Consider the following 15,464-nt stretch of genomic DNA (forward strand, 5'->3'; position numbering starts at 1 on the left):
TTATCAATATATGTGACTAAATTTAGGTTTTATATCTAAATATGTATAATTTTATAGATTTTTATAAATCATTTTATACTTTTATTTTCTTTCAACTGAAAATTTTTCTTTTATGAATTTTGATGACATCGATAAAAAGCTTCTCAAGCTCCTTCAAGATAATAGCAAGCGGACCAATAAAGAACTCTCTAATATACTCAACCTCTCAGTAACGGCGGTTTACGAACGCATTAGGAAATTGGAAAAAGAGGGCATCATCTCAAAATACGTAGCTTTAGTTCAAAAGGAGAAAGCCAACAAAAAATTCGTGGCGTTTTGCCATGTGAAACTCGTGCAACATACGCAAGACTATATCAATAAGTTTGAAAAAGAGGTTGCAAATCTTGCAGAAGTGATGGAATGTCACCATATTAGTGGTGATTATGATTATCTCTTAAAAGTTATTGTATCAGACATGGAAGCTTTTAGAGAGTTTATGGTCAATAAGTTAACATCCATCAACCATATTGGCAGTACCCATAGCATGTTTGTGATCAATGAGGTCAAACATACGACTGCTATAACCATCTGATTCAAATGCATTCAGTCACCTACAAGCTCACTGAATTTTTCTTGATTTTCATAATCTTACCCATAAGTTTTGCCTTAGATTATCCTTTTATTATCAAAGCTTTACTTGCAGTTTCTGGATTTGCTTATGTCATCTATGTTTTGTTAAAAGTTGAGGGTAACAAATTCAGAATTGCACCAAACTTACAGTGGCAATTCTTTTGGAAACATGTTGGTATTAAACTGGTAATCATTGCCTTTTTGACCATTGGATATATGTGGCTTACGGCTAAATCAGATCTATTTCATGTCCTTTACCAGAAACCGAAACTTTGGGTGGTCATTTTGTTTGCCTATGCGATGTTTTCCGTCTATCCACAAGAATTAATTTACCGCACTTTGTATTTTCAACGGTATGCTTCTCTTTTTAAAAGCAAATCACTTTTTATTTTCGTTAATGCTATCGTGTTTTCATTGGCACATATTTTCTATAGAAACCCGCTGGTCATGTTGATGACTTTTTTAGGAGGTATTCTTTTTGCTTTGACTTATGATAAAACAAAATCGACGCTTTTAGTGTCCATTGAACACGCCATATATGGATGTTGGCTGTTTACGGTGGGGATGGGGCAAATGCTTGGATTTCCTGACTAAGGATTGGAGTTCAAAACTTATAATTCAAGAATCATAAAATCGCAGGTCGTAATTCGGAAAAGGTCAATCAAAATCGTATTTTTGTACTCAATTTTAACAAACATCAAAAAACAATTTTATGAATTCATATGATGTAGCCATTATTGGCTCTGGCCCAGGAGGATATGTAGCAGCAATCCGTTGTGCACAATTAGGCATGAAAACTGCAATTATTGAAAAATATTCAACTCTTGGTGGCACCTGCCTCAATGTTGGTTGTATTCCCAGTAAAGCCCTTTTAGATTCTTCTCATCATTATGAAGATGCTGTTAAGCATTTTGAAGAACACGGGATTGAAATTCCCGGCGATATAAAAGTGAACCTAAAGCAAATGATCTCCCGTAAGCAAGCGGTTGTTGATCAAACTACTGGTGGTATTGACTTCTTGATGAAGAAAAACAAAATTGATGTATATCAAGGTTTGGGATCATTTAAAGACGCCACACATATCACGATCAAAGGTGAGAAAACAGAAGAGATTGAAGCGAAACACACCATTATTGCTACTGGCAGTAAGCCGTCCAATTTGCCTTTTATTGACTTGGATAAAGAGCGCATTGTCACGTCAACAGAAGCATTAAAGCTTGAAGAAATTCCAAAGCATTTAATTGTTATTGGAGGTGGCGCCATTGGTTTGGAGCTTGGACAGGTCTATAGAAGATTGGGTTCAGAAGTCACAGTTATTGAATACATGGATCGCCTCATTCCTACTATGGATGCTGGATTATCAAGAGAATTGAACAAGGTGTTTAAAAAGGCTAAATTCAGTATCAACGTATCGCATCAGGTTAAATCTGTTGAGCGTAAAGGAGATGAGGTTATTGTTAAAGCGGATAACAAAAAAGGTGAAGAAGTTGAGTTCAAGGGTGATTATTGCTTGGTTTCAGTTGGTCGACGTCCTTATACAGACGGACTTAATGCCGAGGCTGCAGGGGTGAAATTGACGGATAGAGGACAGGTTGAAGTCAACGAACATTTGCAAACCAATGTCAAAAATATTTATGCTATTGGAGATGTAGTAAAAGGTGCGATGTTGGCACATAAAGCTGAAGAAGAAGGCGTTTTTGTGGCTGAAACATTAGCGGGCCAAAAACCACATATCAATTACAATTTAATTCCTGGTGTCGTATATACTTGGCCAGAAGTGGCTGCTGTTGGAAAAACAGAGGAAGAATTGAAAGAAGCAGGAGTAGCGTATAAATCAGGACAGTTCCCTATGCGTGCTTTAGGTAGAAGTAGAGCGAGTATGGACTTGGACGGGTTTGTTAAAGTCCTAGCGGATAAGCAAACCGATGAAATTCTTGGAGTTCATATGATTGGAGCTCGTGCTGCCGATATGATTGCTGAAGCGGTTGTAGGAATGGAATTCAGAGCGTCTGCGGAAGATATTTCACGTATCTCCCATGCACATCCAACGTATACGGAAGCGCTTAAGGAAGCGGCTTTGGCGGCTACCGATGATAGAGCATTGCATATCTAAAAATAAAATTCAAATTGAAAAAGGGCGAATGCATCTGCATTCGCCCTTTTTCATTTATACTTCTTGAAGTAAATCTATAATGCGAAGTTTCTTATTGTAATCGGCTTCGTTTACATCTCTGATCAGGCAATAGGCATTTACAGCTTTGTCTTTTACCTTTTTAAAGAGCTCTTTCATGGTACAAGGTCCATATTCCTTAGAGCGCTGGATATAGTAGAATTCATGTTCAGTGATAAGCTCTGATGCCTTTTTAAGATATTTTTCCTTTAGGTATTTTTGGACGTCGTCTTTATTGTTTATCGAGGTTTTGTAATCGGTGGCGTTTATAAAAAACGAATAATCCTCGGAAGCTTTCTGGTTTAAGACCAGTACGTCTTTATCTTTATAATACGCCTTGATCAGCACAATACCATCTTCAGTGGTAATGGACAGGAAATTGGAATTTATAAAACTCCATCTTGTCTTGGTGACTTCATTATTTTCAGAAATGACCAATTCATTGTTCGGTTTAAAAACATACATTGCCTTGGCATCTTCAATGCCATTGATCAAAACCCATTCTTGATTGATAAACTGATTGTCATGATGCAGTGAATAATCAAAAGGTTCTAAATTTGGGACAATATTATATAAGTAATTTCTCAAGGCCATAGGATAGGATAAGTTAAATTAAAACATCAAATCTTTTCTATTTTATTTAAAGCTACATTATATTTTTCAAACACCATCATTTGAACGATTTAGGGAGGTTTTTTCAGATGAAATGTAAATTCCGAGTTGTTTTTCATATTAAAAAGTAGATTTTAGTAATAAAAAAGGGCGAAACTGTTTTGTTTCGCCCTTCGGTATTAATAGAATTGTATTTGGTTTACTGGCTGACTTTATCAACGATAATTCGATCTTCCCTATTGGCCAATTTCCAAGCGGTGTAGAACACCAATTTCGTTCTGTTTTCCAACAGGTCATATTCAATCTTGTCTGGCGTGTCAGACGGTCTGTGATAGTCGTCATGCGTACCGTTAAAATAGAAAATGACCGGTACGTTGTTCTTTGCAAAATTATAGTGGTCTGATCTGAAGTAAAAACGGTTCGGATCATTGTCATCATTAAATGTATAATCCAAAGTAACATTCGTGTATTTACTATTGGCTTCTTCAGAAACATTGTGGAGGTCCGTACTCAATTTATCAGAACCGATCAAATAAATGTAATTTCTATCGCCTTCACGTTTTGGATCTATTCTTCCAATCATGTCGATGTTGAGATTGGCGATGGTGTTTTCCAATGGAAAAATAGGATTCACATCGGTATAATAACTTGAGCCTAAAAGACCTTTTTCTTCACCGGTAACATGTAAAAATAAGATAGAACGCTTTGGGCCATGGCCGGCATTTTGTGCCAATTTAAATGCTTCTGCAATCTCTAGAAGGGCCACGGTTCCTGAACCATCATCGTCCGCTCCGTTATATATTTCGCCATCTTTAATGCCTTCGTGGTCTAAATGCGCAGATAGAACTAAAACTTCATCTGGTTTTTCAGAACCTTTAATAAACGCCAACACATTTTCGGAATTGACATCTTCAGAATGACTGGTCACTTTAATCTCCAAATTTGTTGCAATGTCTTTTGAAGTTTTATTCGTTTCAATATCCGCTAATAGTGCCTTTCCTAATTTGTCACTGATTAAAATCTGAATCATAGCATCTTGTTTGTCCTTAAGTGTAATACGACCATCACGACCAGATTTGGCCGCAGCCTGCATAAAGTTTGAAACCATTTTTAAGTAGGCTTCGTCCATAACTAATATGACTTTGGCGCCTTTTGTTTTAGCCACTTCTCTTTTGGATGAAAGCGCCTGTCTTCCTACTGACCATTTGGTATCTTCTTTGGATCCTGTAGTCACATAAGTACCATCGTCATTTTTTGGCTCTCCTGCTTTGATCAAAACAATTTTATCTTTAACGTCCAAACCAGAATAGCTTGAGTAATTTTCAGCTTCTATACCATAGCCAGCGTATACAATATCAGATGCCGTTATGGTTTGAGAGGATGCAGCACCAGCAGTTACAAAATCAGTATAATTTTCAAATTTGACGCCGTTCACTGTGATGTCAGTTTCTGGAGATTTTTGATTGACTAAAGGCACATCCTGAAAGTAATCACCATCTGAGAGTGGCGAAGGAATTCCAAGTGAAATATATTGTTCCTTTAGAAACTCAACAGCCATCTTCTGGCCCTTAGAACCTGTATCACGGCCTTCAAATTCATCTGATGCGAAAGTGTATAATAATTCTTTTAATTCATCAGAAGTAATGGTGTTTCCATATACCGTTGGATCAACAGAAACGGTTGTTTCAGGCATGGTTGCCTGTTGTTGACTTGATCCGCAAGCAAAAATGCTTAGTGCAATACTTGCAATAATAAGAGACTTTTTCATTAAAATATAAATTATATGTAAGTGAAATGCGATATTACGAAAAACACAAGAATTTAAGTTTTAATTCTCAATTCATTTAACAAACTTTAACAAAGAACTATAGATTTCCTGTGAAATTTGATGAGTTGCTATCACGACCTAAGATTTATTGGCATTTATTTCACTAGTGGGTTTTAATTCCAACAAACTTGCTTTGATCAATAAAAGGGAATTTCTTATTTATATTTCGTGGACTTGCCCATCCGTACCGGTCTGATGGGCTCCGAGATTCTTGAATAGCACATTTTTATTAGGTGCTACTTCAATTTTCCTTAAATTTTATCGACTTTAAGGCGCTCTTCGCTATTGGCAAGATACCAAGCAGTTGAAAATATAAGTTGCGCTCGTTTTTGCAATAAAGGATAGTTGATTTTGTCCGGTGTATCGGTAGGTTGATGGTAATCTTGATGTTCGCCGTTGAAATAAAATATGACGGGAATGTTTCTGTAGGCAAAATTATAATGGTCAGAGCGGTAATAATAACGGTTGGAATCGCCTTCTGCATTATATCTATAGTCGAGTGTTAAATTTGTGAATTGGTTGTTTGCTGCTTCAGAGATATAGTGGAGCTTCGTACTCAATCTGTCCGCACCAATGATATAGACGTAATTTTCTTGTTGCTTTTCTTCATGGGCCTTATCCACACGTCCTATCATGTCAATGTTCAAATTGACTACGGTGTTGTCCAAGGAGTAAATTGGATGCTTAACATAATAACGGGAGCCTAAAAGACCAGATTCTTCAGCAGTCAAATGCAAAAATAGAATACTGCGCCTGGGGCCATGTCCATCTTTTTTTGCCAGTGCAAAGGCTTGGGCCATCTCCATAACTGCAGCGGTACCTGAGGCATTATCATCAGCTCCAAAGTAGGTGTCATCATTGGATATGCCTAGATGGTCTAAATGAGCAGAAATCACAATGACTTCTTCAGGAAGTTCTGAACCCTCAATAAAAGCAACAACATTTTGGGAGCTTGGACTGTCTTTTGAGAAATAGGATTTCGGAATTCTTTGATAATAATTATCATAACCCAAAGGAGAAGGGATGTCATTGTCTACATAAAAGTCCTTAAGAAAGTTAGAAGCTCTATGATATCCTATTCTACCTGTTTCTCTACCTTCAAATTCTTTTGAGGACAAAGCGTAAACATGGGTACTCAATTCTTCAGGTGTAATTGTGAGACTATATTTTATAATGGTTTCGGGATCCTCGAAAACAATACTTTCTTTTAGATTTTCAATTTTCTGCGTATATCTAATATTCGCACAAGAACCAACAAGTGTTAGTGCGGAAGCAATGAAAAGTGCTTTCATTTATCAAGGATTAATTAGCGGCCAAATAAAACGAAAAAAAAGGGAATATAGAAGTAATCCCTCATTTTTGTGATGTATTTCAATCGTGTATTCAAGTGACTCTATTGTTCTTCAAAATCCTCCAAATCAGGGAATTCTTCAGTTTCTAAGATTTCATATTTGGAAGTGTCCATATCCATATCCAATTCCTCCATATCCAAACCTTCCAAAATTTCTTTCGAATCTTCGATAGAAGCTTCTTTCTTTAGCTCCAACTCTTCAAGATCTCCAACTTCAGCCGTGTTAAAAATGGATTTATACGTAGTTAAAACTAATGAAATGACCGTCAATATGAAGATTAATTGCACTGTTTTTTTCGGCAATTGTTTCCGTTTAGATATATAAAATGCAATAAACCCGAAAATAAGTGCTGCTACAGCTGGTAAATAGGCTATTTGTGATAACGGTGTCACAGCCAAAATCAATGCTAAAACTGCAGCGATAAATCCTAAAACAATAAAAAGAGATCTCATAGTTTAATTTTTTAATCCGGTTGCTGATTTAATTTTAAGTTCGCCGTTACCCACTGGAATTTTAAATTTCGCATAAACGGGAACCTTATTGGCGTCTGCCGTGAGGTACAATAGATTATCATTTGAGCCGCCCTTAAGAACATCCTTGTTTTTAAGAGATAACGACAATTTATAACACTCTTTTTTACCAATAGCAGTGTTGATGGTTTCTTTGCTTACATATTTCACACTGATAACCATTTCTTCATTGTCAAAAAGAACCTTAAAGTTTTGGACATCGCCAGGTGTGGCTTTATGGATATCCAAATTGCGGATATGGTAAATGGTTGACACAATATCTTTGGTGCCACCATTAATTTTGACAGTAGCAGTTTTATCAAAAATTTCACCTTTGCCATTCTTTTTGCGCATAAGACTTTTAACGGAATTGGTCTTATGGCTGAAGGTGTATTGCATAAACTTATAGTAGCTACCTTCATTAATATCTCGCTTATATAAGTATGGTGTCAAGCTTGTTGGACTGACATAACTCTCATAAAGATCACGAATTTTGAAAAAACCATCCCATTTGGTATAAGTTGCAGCAGTACACTTGAGGTGTAAAAGTGTCGCATTTGACGTTTTGACCTGACCGGTTTCCATAGTCACTTGTGCAATTTCCGTCATTAGTGCAGACATATTATAAGAGGCGGTAAAGGTTAGCTTTTCTCCCACTGCAATGGTTTTATTTTGAGCAAATAACATCGCGCTGAACATTAAAAATGTAATAAAAAAGATGTGTTTCATGTTTGAAAATAAGATGTCAAAGATATTTATATAAACATTAATAATCCTCATATTATATATAAGGTTTTATGTGTTTCTTTCTACAGCCCAACAGTGATGGGAATTGTTAAATAATTCCCAAATTAGCAAACGCATTAATGATTAGGTCTTTTGAGACAGCCGGTAGGAAGTAATAAATGTAATTTTATGGTAGAACTAATAATAACTTTAAAATACAAACATTATGAACTCAGATCAATTTGAAGGTAAATGGAAACAAATTAAAGGTGAATTTAAAAAGAAATATGGAAAAATCACCAATGATGAATATACAGAAGCTGAAGGTAACTTTGATAAGTTAGCTGGAAAAGTGCAAGAGCGCTATGGTAAATCCAAAGAAGATTTAAAAAAGGAAATTGATAACTGGTAGGATGCCATTATTGATTTAAAGAAAGGTTCTCAAACAATTTGTTTGAGAACCTTTTTATTAATACCCAAGGCTAATTAATAGGATATAGTTGCGCCTCTCAAAATCAATAATAAAATATAAGAAACTGAAATTTGTCGTCCCATCGACTTTTTAGATTTGGGTAGAAAAATTATATGTAATTATTGCGGATTGTATTCTTGCATCCCAAATCATTTGAAAAATATTACTATCAATATAATAAAATCATGGAAAAGCCAGAAGAAAAAAAACAGAACAACAGGAAGGAAGATGAAAAAAGAAATCCTGATTCAGAAAGAAATATGCCATCCAAAGAAAAAGAGTGGGATCCTAATCGGGATATTGAGTCGGATGTGACAGATGAAGAAAAAATAAAACACCTTAAAGGTGTTAAACTACCCAAAACATCAAACACGAATGAAAAGTAATTTTAATGAAATAATTAATTCAGAAACCCCCGTTTTAGTGGATTTTTACGCAGAATGGTGTGGTCCCTGTAAAACTTTGATATCAATTTTGGAAGAAGTGAAATCAGAATTGGGTGATGCCATAAAAATCATAAAAATTGATGTTGACAAAAACCACTTGTTAGCGACCAATTATCGAGTTAAGAGCGTACCTACGCTGGTGCTTTTTAACGATGGGAATCAGGTTTGGCGACAATCTGGAGTATTACAGAAAGGCGATTTAATCAAGGTATTACAATCTCATTGATTTCTTTTGACATTAATACCTAAACTAAAGAAACTGACCAATATCATTGTTGCTATTCTGGTATTGCTGTATCTTGGTGGAATAAAACAAATAACATCATGTATACTAACTTAGACGAGAACGCCAGCTTAAAGATTCTCAAAAACGATTATTTAGGGCATTTATCCTATATCTATCAGAACAGACCGTTTGTTGTTCCCATCACCTATCATTATGATGCCGAGAGAAATGTTATCATTTGCTATTCTGCTGAAGGTCATAAAATGAATGCGATGAGAAAAAACAATGAAGTAGCATTTAATATTGTGGATGTTGATGGGCTTACCAATTGGAAATCGGTTATGGTTCACGGCAAATTTGAACAACTCTTCGGTAGTGATGCTAAGTCTTATCTACATGTTTTTTCTTTAGGAATCAAAACGCTAATCGCTGAGAAGGAATTGAAAGAATTGAGCTTTATTAGTGAGTTTTCGAGTAAGGCGATCAACGAAAACATTCCTATGATTTTCATCATTAAAGTGGAAGAAGTCACAGGTAAGATGAGGAAAGACTAAATCAATCCACAATTTTTTCATGCTTCTTAAGAGCAGAACGCTCCATAATGATTAATTCCTACGAGTGGGTTTTTCACCTGAGGCATGACTTAATCAAAAAGACGATTTCTTATTCATTCTTAGAGGACTTGCCTACTCGTGTCGGTTGGACTGAACATGAGACTCTTGATTGATGAAAAGGAGGGTTTATTGGGCTCTCACTAATTAAAAGAATTCAACTTCACTTTCAAACATTTTAAAATTTTAGATCTTATCTTAAATATTTGATAATAAAAAAAGCCTTCAATTGAAGGCCTTTTTTATGTTCAGTATGTCATAGCGGTTTGATGCGCTTTTTTAATTACTTCATGATACGTGTCAATTGGAAAAATTTCTGGTAGCTTTCCGGAATCGTATTGATGTCCAACAGAGAATTTGGTTCCATATATGGATAAATCTCGTCGTAGGTTTTCACATCGTACAGACCAACCCTTTTGCTAATATGGTTACGTGTCAATTCACTTGGATCATTTAAACCTGCTGCAGCAACAAGTTCCAAAAAGCTATGTATTGTAGCCTCATGATATCTCTTGGCTCTTGGCCATTTATCTTCTACAACCAATCCTTTTACTAAAGATGCATTTTGAGTGGCAACTCCCGTCGGACAGGTGTTCAGGTTACATTGTAAAGCTTGGATACATCCTACGGCCAACATCATGGCTCTTGCACTATTGCAACCATCTGCACCAAGTGCTATGGCTCTGGCCATGTGGAATCCTGTAATGATTTTTCCGGCTACAATAAGTTTGATTTCTTTTCTTAATCCGAAACCGACCAAGGTGTCGTGAACAAAAATGAGTCCTTCACGAAGTGGCATTCCCATTGAGTTCGAAAATTCCACTGGAGCAGCACCTGTACCTCCTTCACCACCATCAATAGTGATAAAGTCAGGGGTTATACCGGTGTAAATCATCGCCTCACAAAAATCCATGAATTCTTGTTTTCTTCCTAAACACAATTTGAATCCAATCGGTTTTCCGTCACTTAAATCTCTAAGGCGCTTGATGAAATGCATAAACTGAATAGGATCTGCAAAAGCAGTATGCGACGGTGGTGAATGGACGGCAATTCCAGGCTTTACGTGTCTTATTCGGGCTATTTCTTCGGTGTTTTTTGCAGCTGGCAATATCCCTCCATGGCCAGGTTTCGCACCTTGAGATAGTTTTATTTCAATCAATTTTACTTGAGGTCTCGTGGCATTCTCTCTAAAGGTAACGTCATTAAACGTACCATCATCATTTCGGCACCCGAAATAACCTGTTCCAATTTGCCAGATAAGGTCACCGCCATGCTCTAAGTGGTAATCACTGATTCCACCTTCACCAGTATTATGGGCAAAATGACCCATTTTGGCACCTTTGTTCATTGCGAGAACCGCATTCTTACTCAATGAGCCAAAACTCATGGCAGATATATTCAATAAACTTGAAGAATAAGGTTGTTTACAGTCTTTACCACCAATCAATAGTCTCGGAAATTCTCCAATTTCTTTCGGGTTCTGCTTTGCGTACATGGAGTGTTCTAGCCATTCATAACCTGAGTGGTAGAGGTCCATTTGCGTCCCGAAAGGTTCAGTGTCAGTTTGACCTTTTGCTCTTCGATATATCAATGATCTTAAGATACGATTTAAGGGTCTGCCTTCGGTATCGGTCTCAACAAAATATTGCATGATTTCAGGACGAATAGACTCAAGCATATATCGAGCCCGCCCAATTAAAGGGAAGTTTCTTCGGATGGTATGACTCGTTTGAAAGATATCAAAAACACCCAACATTATTAATGGAATGATGATAACAAAAGCCCATAAGATAGGGCTCCATAATAGAGCGATTCCAATGATTGCTACTACTACGATAACAGAAATTAAAATAAATTGTTCGCGAACTTTCATCTCTTAAATGGATTTAAAATGCAAATATACTATTACAAAATCGGATTGCATACTAAAACGAAATAGTTTAAATAAATTTCTGTATCATTTAATTCAATACGTGAAAGTGGCGTTGAAAAAACGCTCTTTTTATAATGATTTTAAATAATAATTGAAGTACGAAAAGTTGTATTATAAAATAAAAGATATCAAGTTTTTTAAGATTGATTTACGGAGTTTTGAAGGGAGATAAAAGTGAGTCATTCAGAAGCTTTTAAATCCTTAGAGGAACTTAAATCAGCAGTAAAAAAAGAAGAAGAACGTCTCGAAGAGCAAACACCTCTTTAAAAAGAAAAGTAACTGGTATCACATTTATAAAACTTTGCTGAATATCCACAGGTTTGTCATTTCTGGAATTTATCTTTACAGAATTAAAATCGGCTTCAAACTTTGTTGAGCGTAAATTTTATCCTCAATCTGATTTCATTTGAATAAGCTTTAATTTAATTATAATAATCAAATTTTAAAATTTATCAAAAGATTTGACGACATCAAAACTTTCAAACTCAGTCCTGTATCTCATGAGCTTTTCTGCAGGTCTGGTGGTAGCCAACTTGTATTATAATCAACCTCTTTTAAATCTTATTTCTGAGACCTTTGGCGTTACGGAAGCTGCAGTAAGCAATGTGGCCTTAGCAACACAATTGGGTTATGCGTTTGGTTTATTGTTTATAATCCCTTTGGGAGATAAGCTTTCCAATCATAAAATCCTTCAATTTGATTTCATCCTCATGATTATTGCACTTGTTGCGGCGGGAATGTCCCAAACATTATTTGCCTTGGTGATCAGCAGTTTCTTTATAGGGTTTACTTCGGCAATTCCGCAGTTGTTTGTTCCAATGGCAGCTCAAATGTCTGATGAAAAGGGGAGAGGCCGTGCTATTGGTATCGTCATGAGCGGATTGTTGATTGGGATTTTGGGCAGTCGTATTGTCAGTGGTTTTATTGGCGACATGTATGGTTGGCGTGTCATGTATTATGCGGCCACAGTTTTGATGGTAATCTTGTTTATCATTTTAAGATGGAAGCTCCCTAATTTGAAACCAAATTATAATGGAAGCTATGGCAATTTAATGCTATCGCTTTGGCATTATTTTAAAACAGAACCGTCATTGCGTTTAGCCGCTTTAAGAGGCGCATTGGGCTTTGCTGGTTTAAGTGCTTTTTGGACGACTTTGGTTTTTCTAATGGAAGATTCTTTTGGCTATGGCAGTACGATTGCTGGAGCTTTTGGAGTATTTGGAATAGCCGGAGCTCTCGGCGCCACAGTGGTTGGTAAATTGAACGATAAGATCAGTAAAAATAAGATCATTCTTTATTCGGCGATTTTGCTCGTTGTCTCTTGGTTGATTTTCCTGATCTCTGCCGAATCCATTATCGGACTGATTTTGGGGGTTGTTTTGGTGGATTTAGGATTACAGGCGCTGCACATTACCAATCAAAACATTATTTTCTCTAAAAACCCTGAAGCTCGAAACCGTGTCAACACCATCTATATGGTCGGATTTTTTATAGGTGGTGCTATAGGAACCACATTGGGCGCGATAGCGTGGCAACACCTGGGGTGGACGGGAGTAAGTTGGTTGGGCATAGGTCTATCTGTATTAATATTAATAGTGCATCTATTTTTTAGAAAAAAAACAATATAAAAATATATGAAAACTACACTTAAATTGCTCGTCGTTCTAATGGCACTGAGTTTCCAAAATACACTGAACGCACAAGATTGGGAAACACCAATTATTGAAGGTTACGGTAAAATTGTCCATTATGACGAGGCACTGAATAAGCCAGATCCAACCAAAGAATACAAAATAATTTTCCATATCAAGGACGGAAAGGAGCGCGAGAACGTTAACGAAGGCCTTTGGAAAATAGCAAGGCTCATTAATCTTATGGGCAGTTATAAGGTGTCTCAAGAGAATTTGAAAATTGTTGCCATCATCAGCGGAACCGCAACACCTTTTGTGGTAACAGACAGGGAACATCAAAAGAGAGAACAAAGGATCAACCCAAATCTGGATTTGTTAAGTAAATTAAAACAGCATAACGTAAAAATTTTAGTTTGCGGACAGGCTTTGGGGAAACATAAAATAGATCCAGCTAAAGATCTCAATCCTTATATTGAGATTACGACATCCTCTCTCGTGGCGCTCCCCAGTTATCAAATGGAAGGCTATGTCCCTATGTTTTAGTTGCTTTGCGTAAGCATCGTTTTGAAAATTATAACAAAACTTTAATAAAAATTAGTTCGTAATGTTGTGAACTAAGCGTATATTTAGGAAAAAGTTAGAAATGGCACTTTCAAAAGAGAAACTAAAATTGATTGAAGAGATAGGTCTTCGTTTGGAAACAAGATTACAAATTGCACCTTTAGCAGCTCGAATATATGCTTTATTGACGTTGTCATCTTATGATGGCTTGACCTTTGAGGAGATTCGTGAGATTATTGGTTCGAGTAAAAGCTCGACATCGGTGAATTTGAATGTACTTACACAATTAAAGCATATTGAATATTACACGAAATCAGGTGACAGGAAACGTTACTTCCGCGTGACTAAATATTTTCAGTTGACAACTTTAGAAGCGTATTTGGAATCTTTGGATAATGAGATGACCTTGGTTGAAAAAATCAATGCTTATAATAAAGTGCATTTTCCGGAGAAATTTACAAATGAAAAATCCTTGGGAGATATTACGACAGATTACTTAAGAAAGATGCAAGCGCTTGTTGCAATTACAATTGAAAAAATCAAGACACATCAAATTTCAGAAGAATGATTTATCGTTAAATATTTAAAGATAGAACTTTAACAATAGTTTACAATTATTTAGTTCGCAATGTTATGAACTAATCTTAAATTTGTTGTTGATCTATGACTTTGAATTATGGATCATCAATCAGACATTGGGTCAAAGAAAATGGTTAGAGATACAGTGTTTTTCGATGAAGTTAAATAACTCTTAATATTTAATGGTTATTTACAAGGAGGTATGATTGTTGAAAAGTAACGGATTATTCTTAAATGAATAACCAACATATCCAATAGGCGTAGCCGCAAAAGAATAAAAAACAAAATTGAATTAACTTAAAAACAAAACAATGAAAATTAAAATTGTCACATTAGCTCTTATAGCTTTCACAGTCATGAGCTGTAATACCGGAAAAAAGTCAAATTCCAATTCTGAAACTTCAGAAGACGATGCTGAAATGACCACCCCTGAAAATACGAATGATGTGCAGTCCATCGAAAACACAAAATGGATCATCACCACCTTGGAGGGGCAGGATATGTCAGATCGAGAAAAGAATGGACAGATTATTTACTTCACATTAAATTCAGAAGAGAATACCGTTCATGGGTTTTCAGGATGTAACACGTTCATGGGGACGTATACCATAGAAGAGGGCAATCGGATTTCATTTTCTCAATTGGGATCAACCCGAATGGCTTGTCCAGATGCAAAAATTAATGAATCGCAAATATTGAGCATTTTTGAAAATGCTGATAATTTCACTATTTCCGACGGTAAATTGGCTCTAAATAAAGCAAAGAGAGCGCCATTGGCAGAATTTAAAAAAGGAGAGATGGACCTTGAGCCGATTGTTGAGAAATATTGGAAGTTGAAAACCTTGGAAGGTCAGGACATCAAAATGGCAGATAACCAAGAACAGGAAATCTATTTCAGATTACAGTCTCAGGGGAACCGAGTCACTGGATTTGCAGGTTGTAACACGATTAATGGAGAATATACTTTGGAAGAAGGAAATCGTATTCGCTTTAAAGGCATGTTGACCACTTTAAAAGCCTGTCCAGATGTAGATGTCAATGAATCGGAGTTTCTAAAAATCTTTGAACTTGCAGACAACTATACCATTGTAGATGACGTGTTGAGTTTAAACGTCGGTAGAAGAGCGCCTTTGGCAGTATTTGAAGCCGTTTATTTCGACTAATCTTATGCATAGAAATAATGCCTCTGATTTTTGACT

The 15,464-nt window shown here is 36.2% G+C and carries 17 protein-coding genes; 11 read left to right on the forward strand and 6 right to left on the reverse strand.

The window, feature by feature from the left end:
- The first annotated feature begins 112 nt into the window (after window positions 1–112).
- The 3 genes from J4051_RS09920 to lpdA all read left to right on the forward strand — a co-directional run bounded on the left by J4051_RS09920 (window position 113) and on the right by lpdA (window position 2,722).
- The gene (locus J4051_RS09920; RefSeq protein WP_208233710.1) at window positions 113–571 is read left to right on the forward strand and encodes an Lrp/AsnC family transcriptional regulator; all 459 of its coding nucleotides are present in this window, start codon (window positions 113–115) and stop codon (window positions 569–571) included.
- Window positions 572–576: 5 nt separating this feature from the next.
- The gene (locus tag J4051_RS09925) at window positions 577–1,203 is read left to right on the forward strand and encodes a CPBP family intramembrane glutamic endopeptidase (RefSeq protein WP_208233711.1); all 627 of its coding nucleotides are present in this window, start codon (window positions 577–579) and stop codon (window positions 1,201–1,203) included.
- Between the two features lie 118 nt (window positions 1,204–1,321).
- Window positions 1,322–2,722 (forward strand): dihydrolipoyl dehydrogenase, encoded by a 1,401-nt coding sequence (gene lpdA, locus J4051_RS09930; protein ID WP_208233712.1) that lies wholly within the window; start codon window positions 1,322–1,324, stop codon window positions 2,720–2,722.
- 54 nt (window positions 2,723–2,776) lie between these two features.
- On the opposite strand, the gene J4051_RS09935 is transcribed toward lpdA, so the two are convergent.
- The 5 genes from J4051_RS09935 to J4051_RS09955 form a co-directional block, all read right to left on the reverse strand.
- Window positions 2,777–3,373 (reverse strand): hypothetical protein, encoded by a 597-nt coding sequence (locus J4051_RS09935; protein ID WP_208233713.1) that lies wholly within the window; start codon window positions 3,371–3,373, stop codon window positions 2,777–2,779.
- 217 nt (window positions 3,374–3,590) lie between these two features.
- Window positions 3,591–5,159, reverse strand: a complete 1,569-nt coding sequence (locus J4051_RS09940) for a M28 family metallopeptidase (protein ID WP_208233714.1) — start codon at window positions 5,157–5,159, stop codon at window positions 3,591–3,593.
- 311 nt (window positions 5,160–5,470) lie between these two features.
- Window positions 5,471–6,511 (reverse strand): M28 family metallopeptidase, encoded by a 1,041-nt coding sequence (locus J4051_RS09945; protein ID WP_208233715.1) that lies wholly within the window; start codon window positions 6,509–6,511, stop codon window positions 5,471–5,473.
- A 101-nt stretch (window positions 6,512–6,612) separates the two neighbouring features.
- Window positions 6,613–7,023 (reverse strand): FUSC family protein, encoded by a 411-nt coding sequence (locus tag J4051_RS09950; RefSeq protein WP_208233716.1) that lies wholly within the window; start codon window positions 7,021–7,023, stop codon window positions 6,613–6,615.
- A 3-nt stretch (window positions 7,024–7,026) separates the two neighbouring features.
- Window positions 7,027–7,809, reverse strand: a complete 783-nt coding sequence (locus tag J4051_RS09955) for a DUF3108 domain-containing protein (protein WP_208233717.1) — start codon at window positions 7,807–7,809, stop codon at window positions 7,027–7,029.
- A gap of 223 nt (window positions 7,810–8,032) precedes the next feature.
- On the opposite strand from J4051_RS09955, the gene J4051_RS09960 reads away from it, so the two are divergent.
- The 4 genes from J4051_RS09960 to J4051_RS09975 all read left to right on the forward strand — a co-directional run bounded on the left by J4051_RS09960 (window position 8,033) and on the right by J4051_RS09975 (window position 9,504).
- Window positions 8,033–8,218: a CsbD family protein gene (locus tag J4051_RS09960; RefSeq protein ID WP_208233718.1), complete on the forward strand. Its 186-nt coding sequence runs from the start codon at window positions 8,033–8,035 to the stop codon at window positions 8,216–8,218.
- Window positions 8,219–8,463: 245 nt separating this feature from the next.
- Window positions 8,464–8,664: a hypothetical protein gene (locus J4051_RS09965; protein WP_208233719.1), complete on the forward strand. Its 201-nt coding sequence runs from the start codon at window positions 8,464–8,466 to the stop codon at window positions 8,662–8,664.
- A complete protein-coding gene (gene trxA / locus J4051_RS09970) occupies window positions 8,654–8,950 on the forward strand; it encodes a thioredoxin (RefSeq protein WP_208233720.1) in 297 nt (98 codons plus the stop codon). The genes J4051_RS09965 and trxA overlap by 11 nt, the downstream gene beginning before the upstream one ends.
- A 98-nt stretch (window positions 8,951–9,048) precedes the next feature.
- Window positions 9,049–9,504 (forward strand): pyridoxamine 5'-phosphate oxidase family protein, encoded by a 456-nt coding sequence (locus J4051_RS09975; protein ID WP_208233721.1) that lies wholly within the window; start codon window positions 9,049–9,051, stop codon window positions 9,502–9,504.
- 340 nt (window positions 9,505–9,844) lie between these two features.
- Here J4051_RS09975 and J4051_RS09980 read toward each other — a convergent pair whose 3' ends face one another.
- Window positions 9,845–11,434, reverse strand: a complete 1,590-nt coding sequence (locus J4051_RS09980; protein WP_208233722.1) for an FMN-binding glutamate synthase family protein — start codon at window positions 11,432–11,434, stop codon at window positions 9,845–9,847.
- A gap of 521 nt (window positions 11,435–11,955) precedes the next feature.
- Between J4051_RS09980 and J4051_RS09985 the strand changes: the two genes are divergently transcribed.
- From J4051_RS09985 to J4051_RS10000, 4 genes are all read left to right on the forward strand, one after another.
- Entirely contained in the window at window positions 11,956–13,122 is a 1,167-nt protein-coding gene (locus J4051_RS09985; protein ID WP_236027335.1) for an MFS transporter, read from the forward strand.
- A gap of 6 nt (window positions 13,123–13,128) precedes the next feature.
- The gene (locus J4051_RS09990; protein WP_208233723.1) at window positions 13,129–13,668 is read left to right on the forward strand and encodes a DsrE family protein; all 540 of its coding nucleotides are present in this window, start codon (window positions 13,129–13,131) and stop codon (window positions 13,666–13,668) included.
- A 100-nt stretch (window positions 13,669–13,768) separates the two neighbouring features.
- Window positions 13,769–14,254, forward strand: a complete 486-nt coding sequence (locus J4051_RS09995; RefSeq protein ID WP_208233724.1) for a GbsR/MarR family transcriptional regulator — start codon at window positions 13,769–13,771, stop codon at window positions 14,252–14,254.
- Between the two features lie 322 nt (window positions 14,255–14,576).
- A complete protein-coding gene (locus J4051_RS10000) occupies window positions 14,577–15,428 on the forward strand; it encodes an META domain-containing protein (protein WP_208233725.1) in 852 nt (283 codons plus the stop codon).
- The last annotated feature ends 36 nt before the right edge of the window (window positions 15,429–15,464 follow it).

The organism is Gelidibacter pelagius (assembly GCF_017581925.1).
Classification (GTDB): Bacteria; Bacteroidota; Bacteroidia; order Flavobacteriales; family Flavobacteriaceae; genus Gelidibacter; species Gelidibacter pelagius.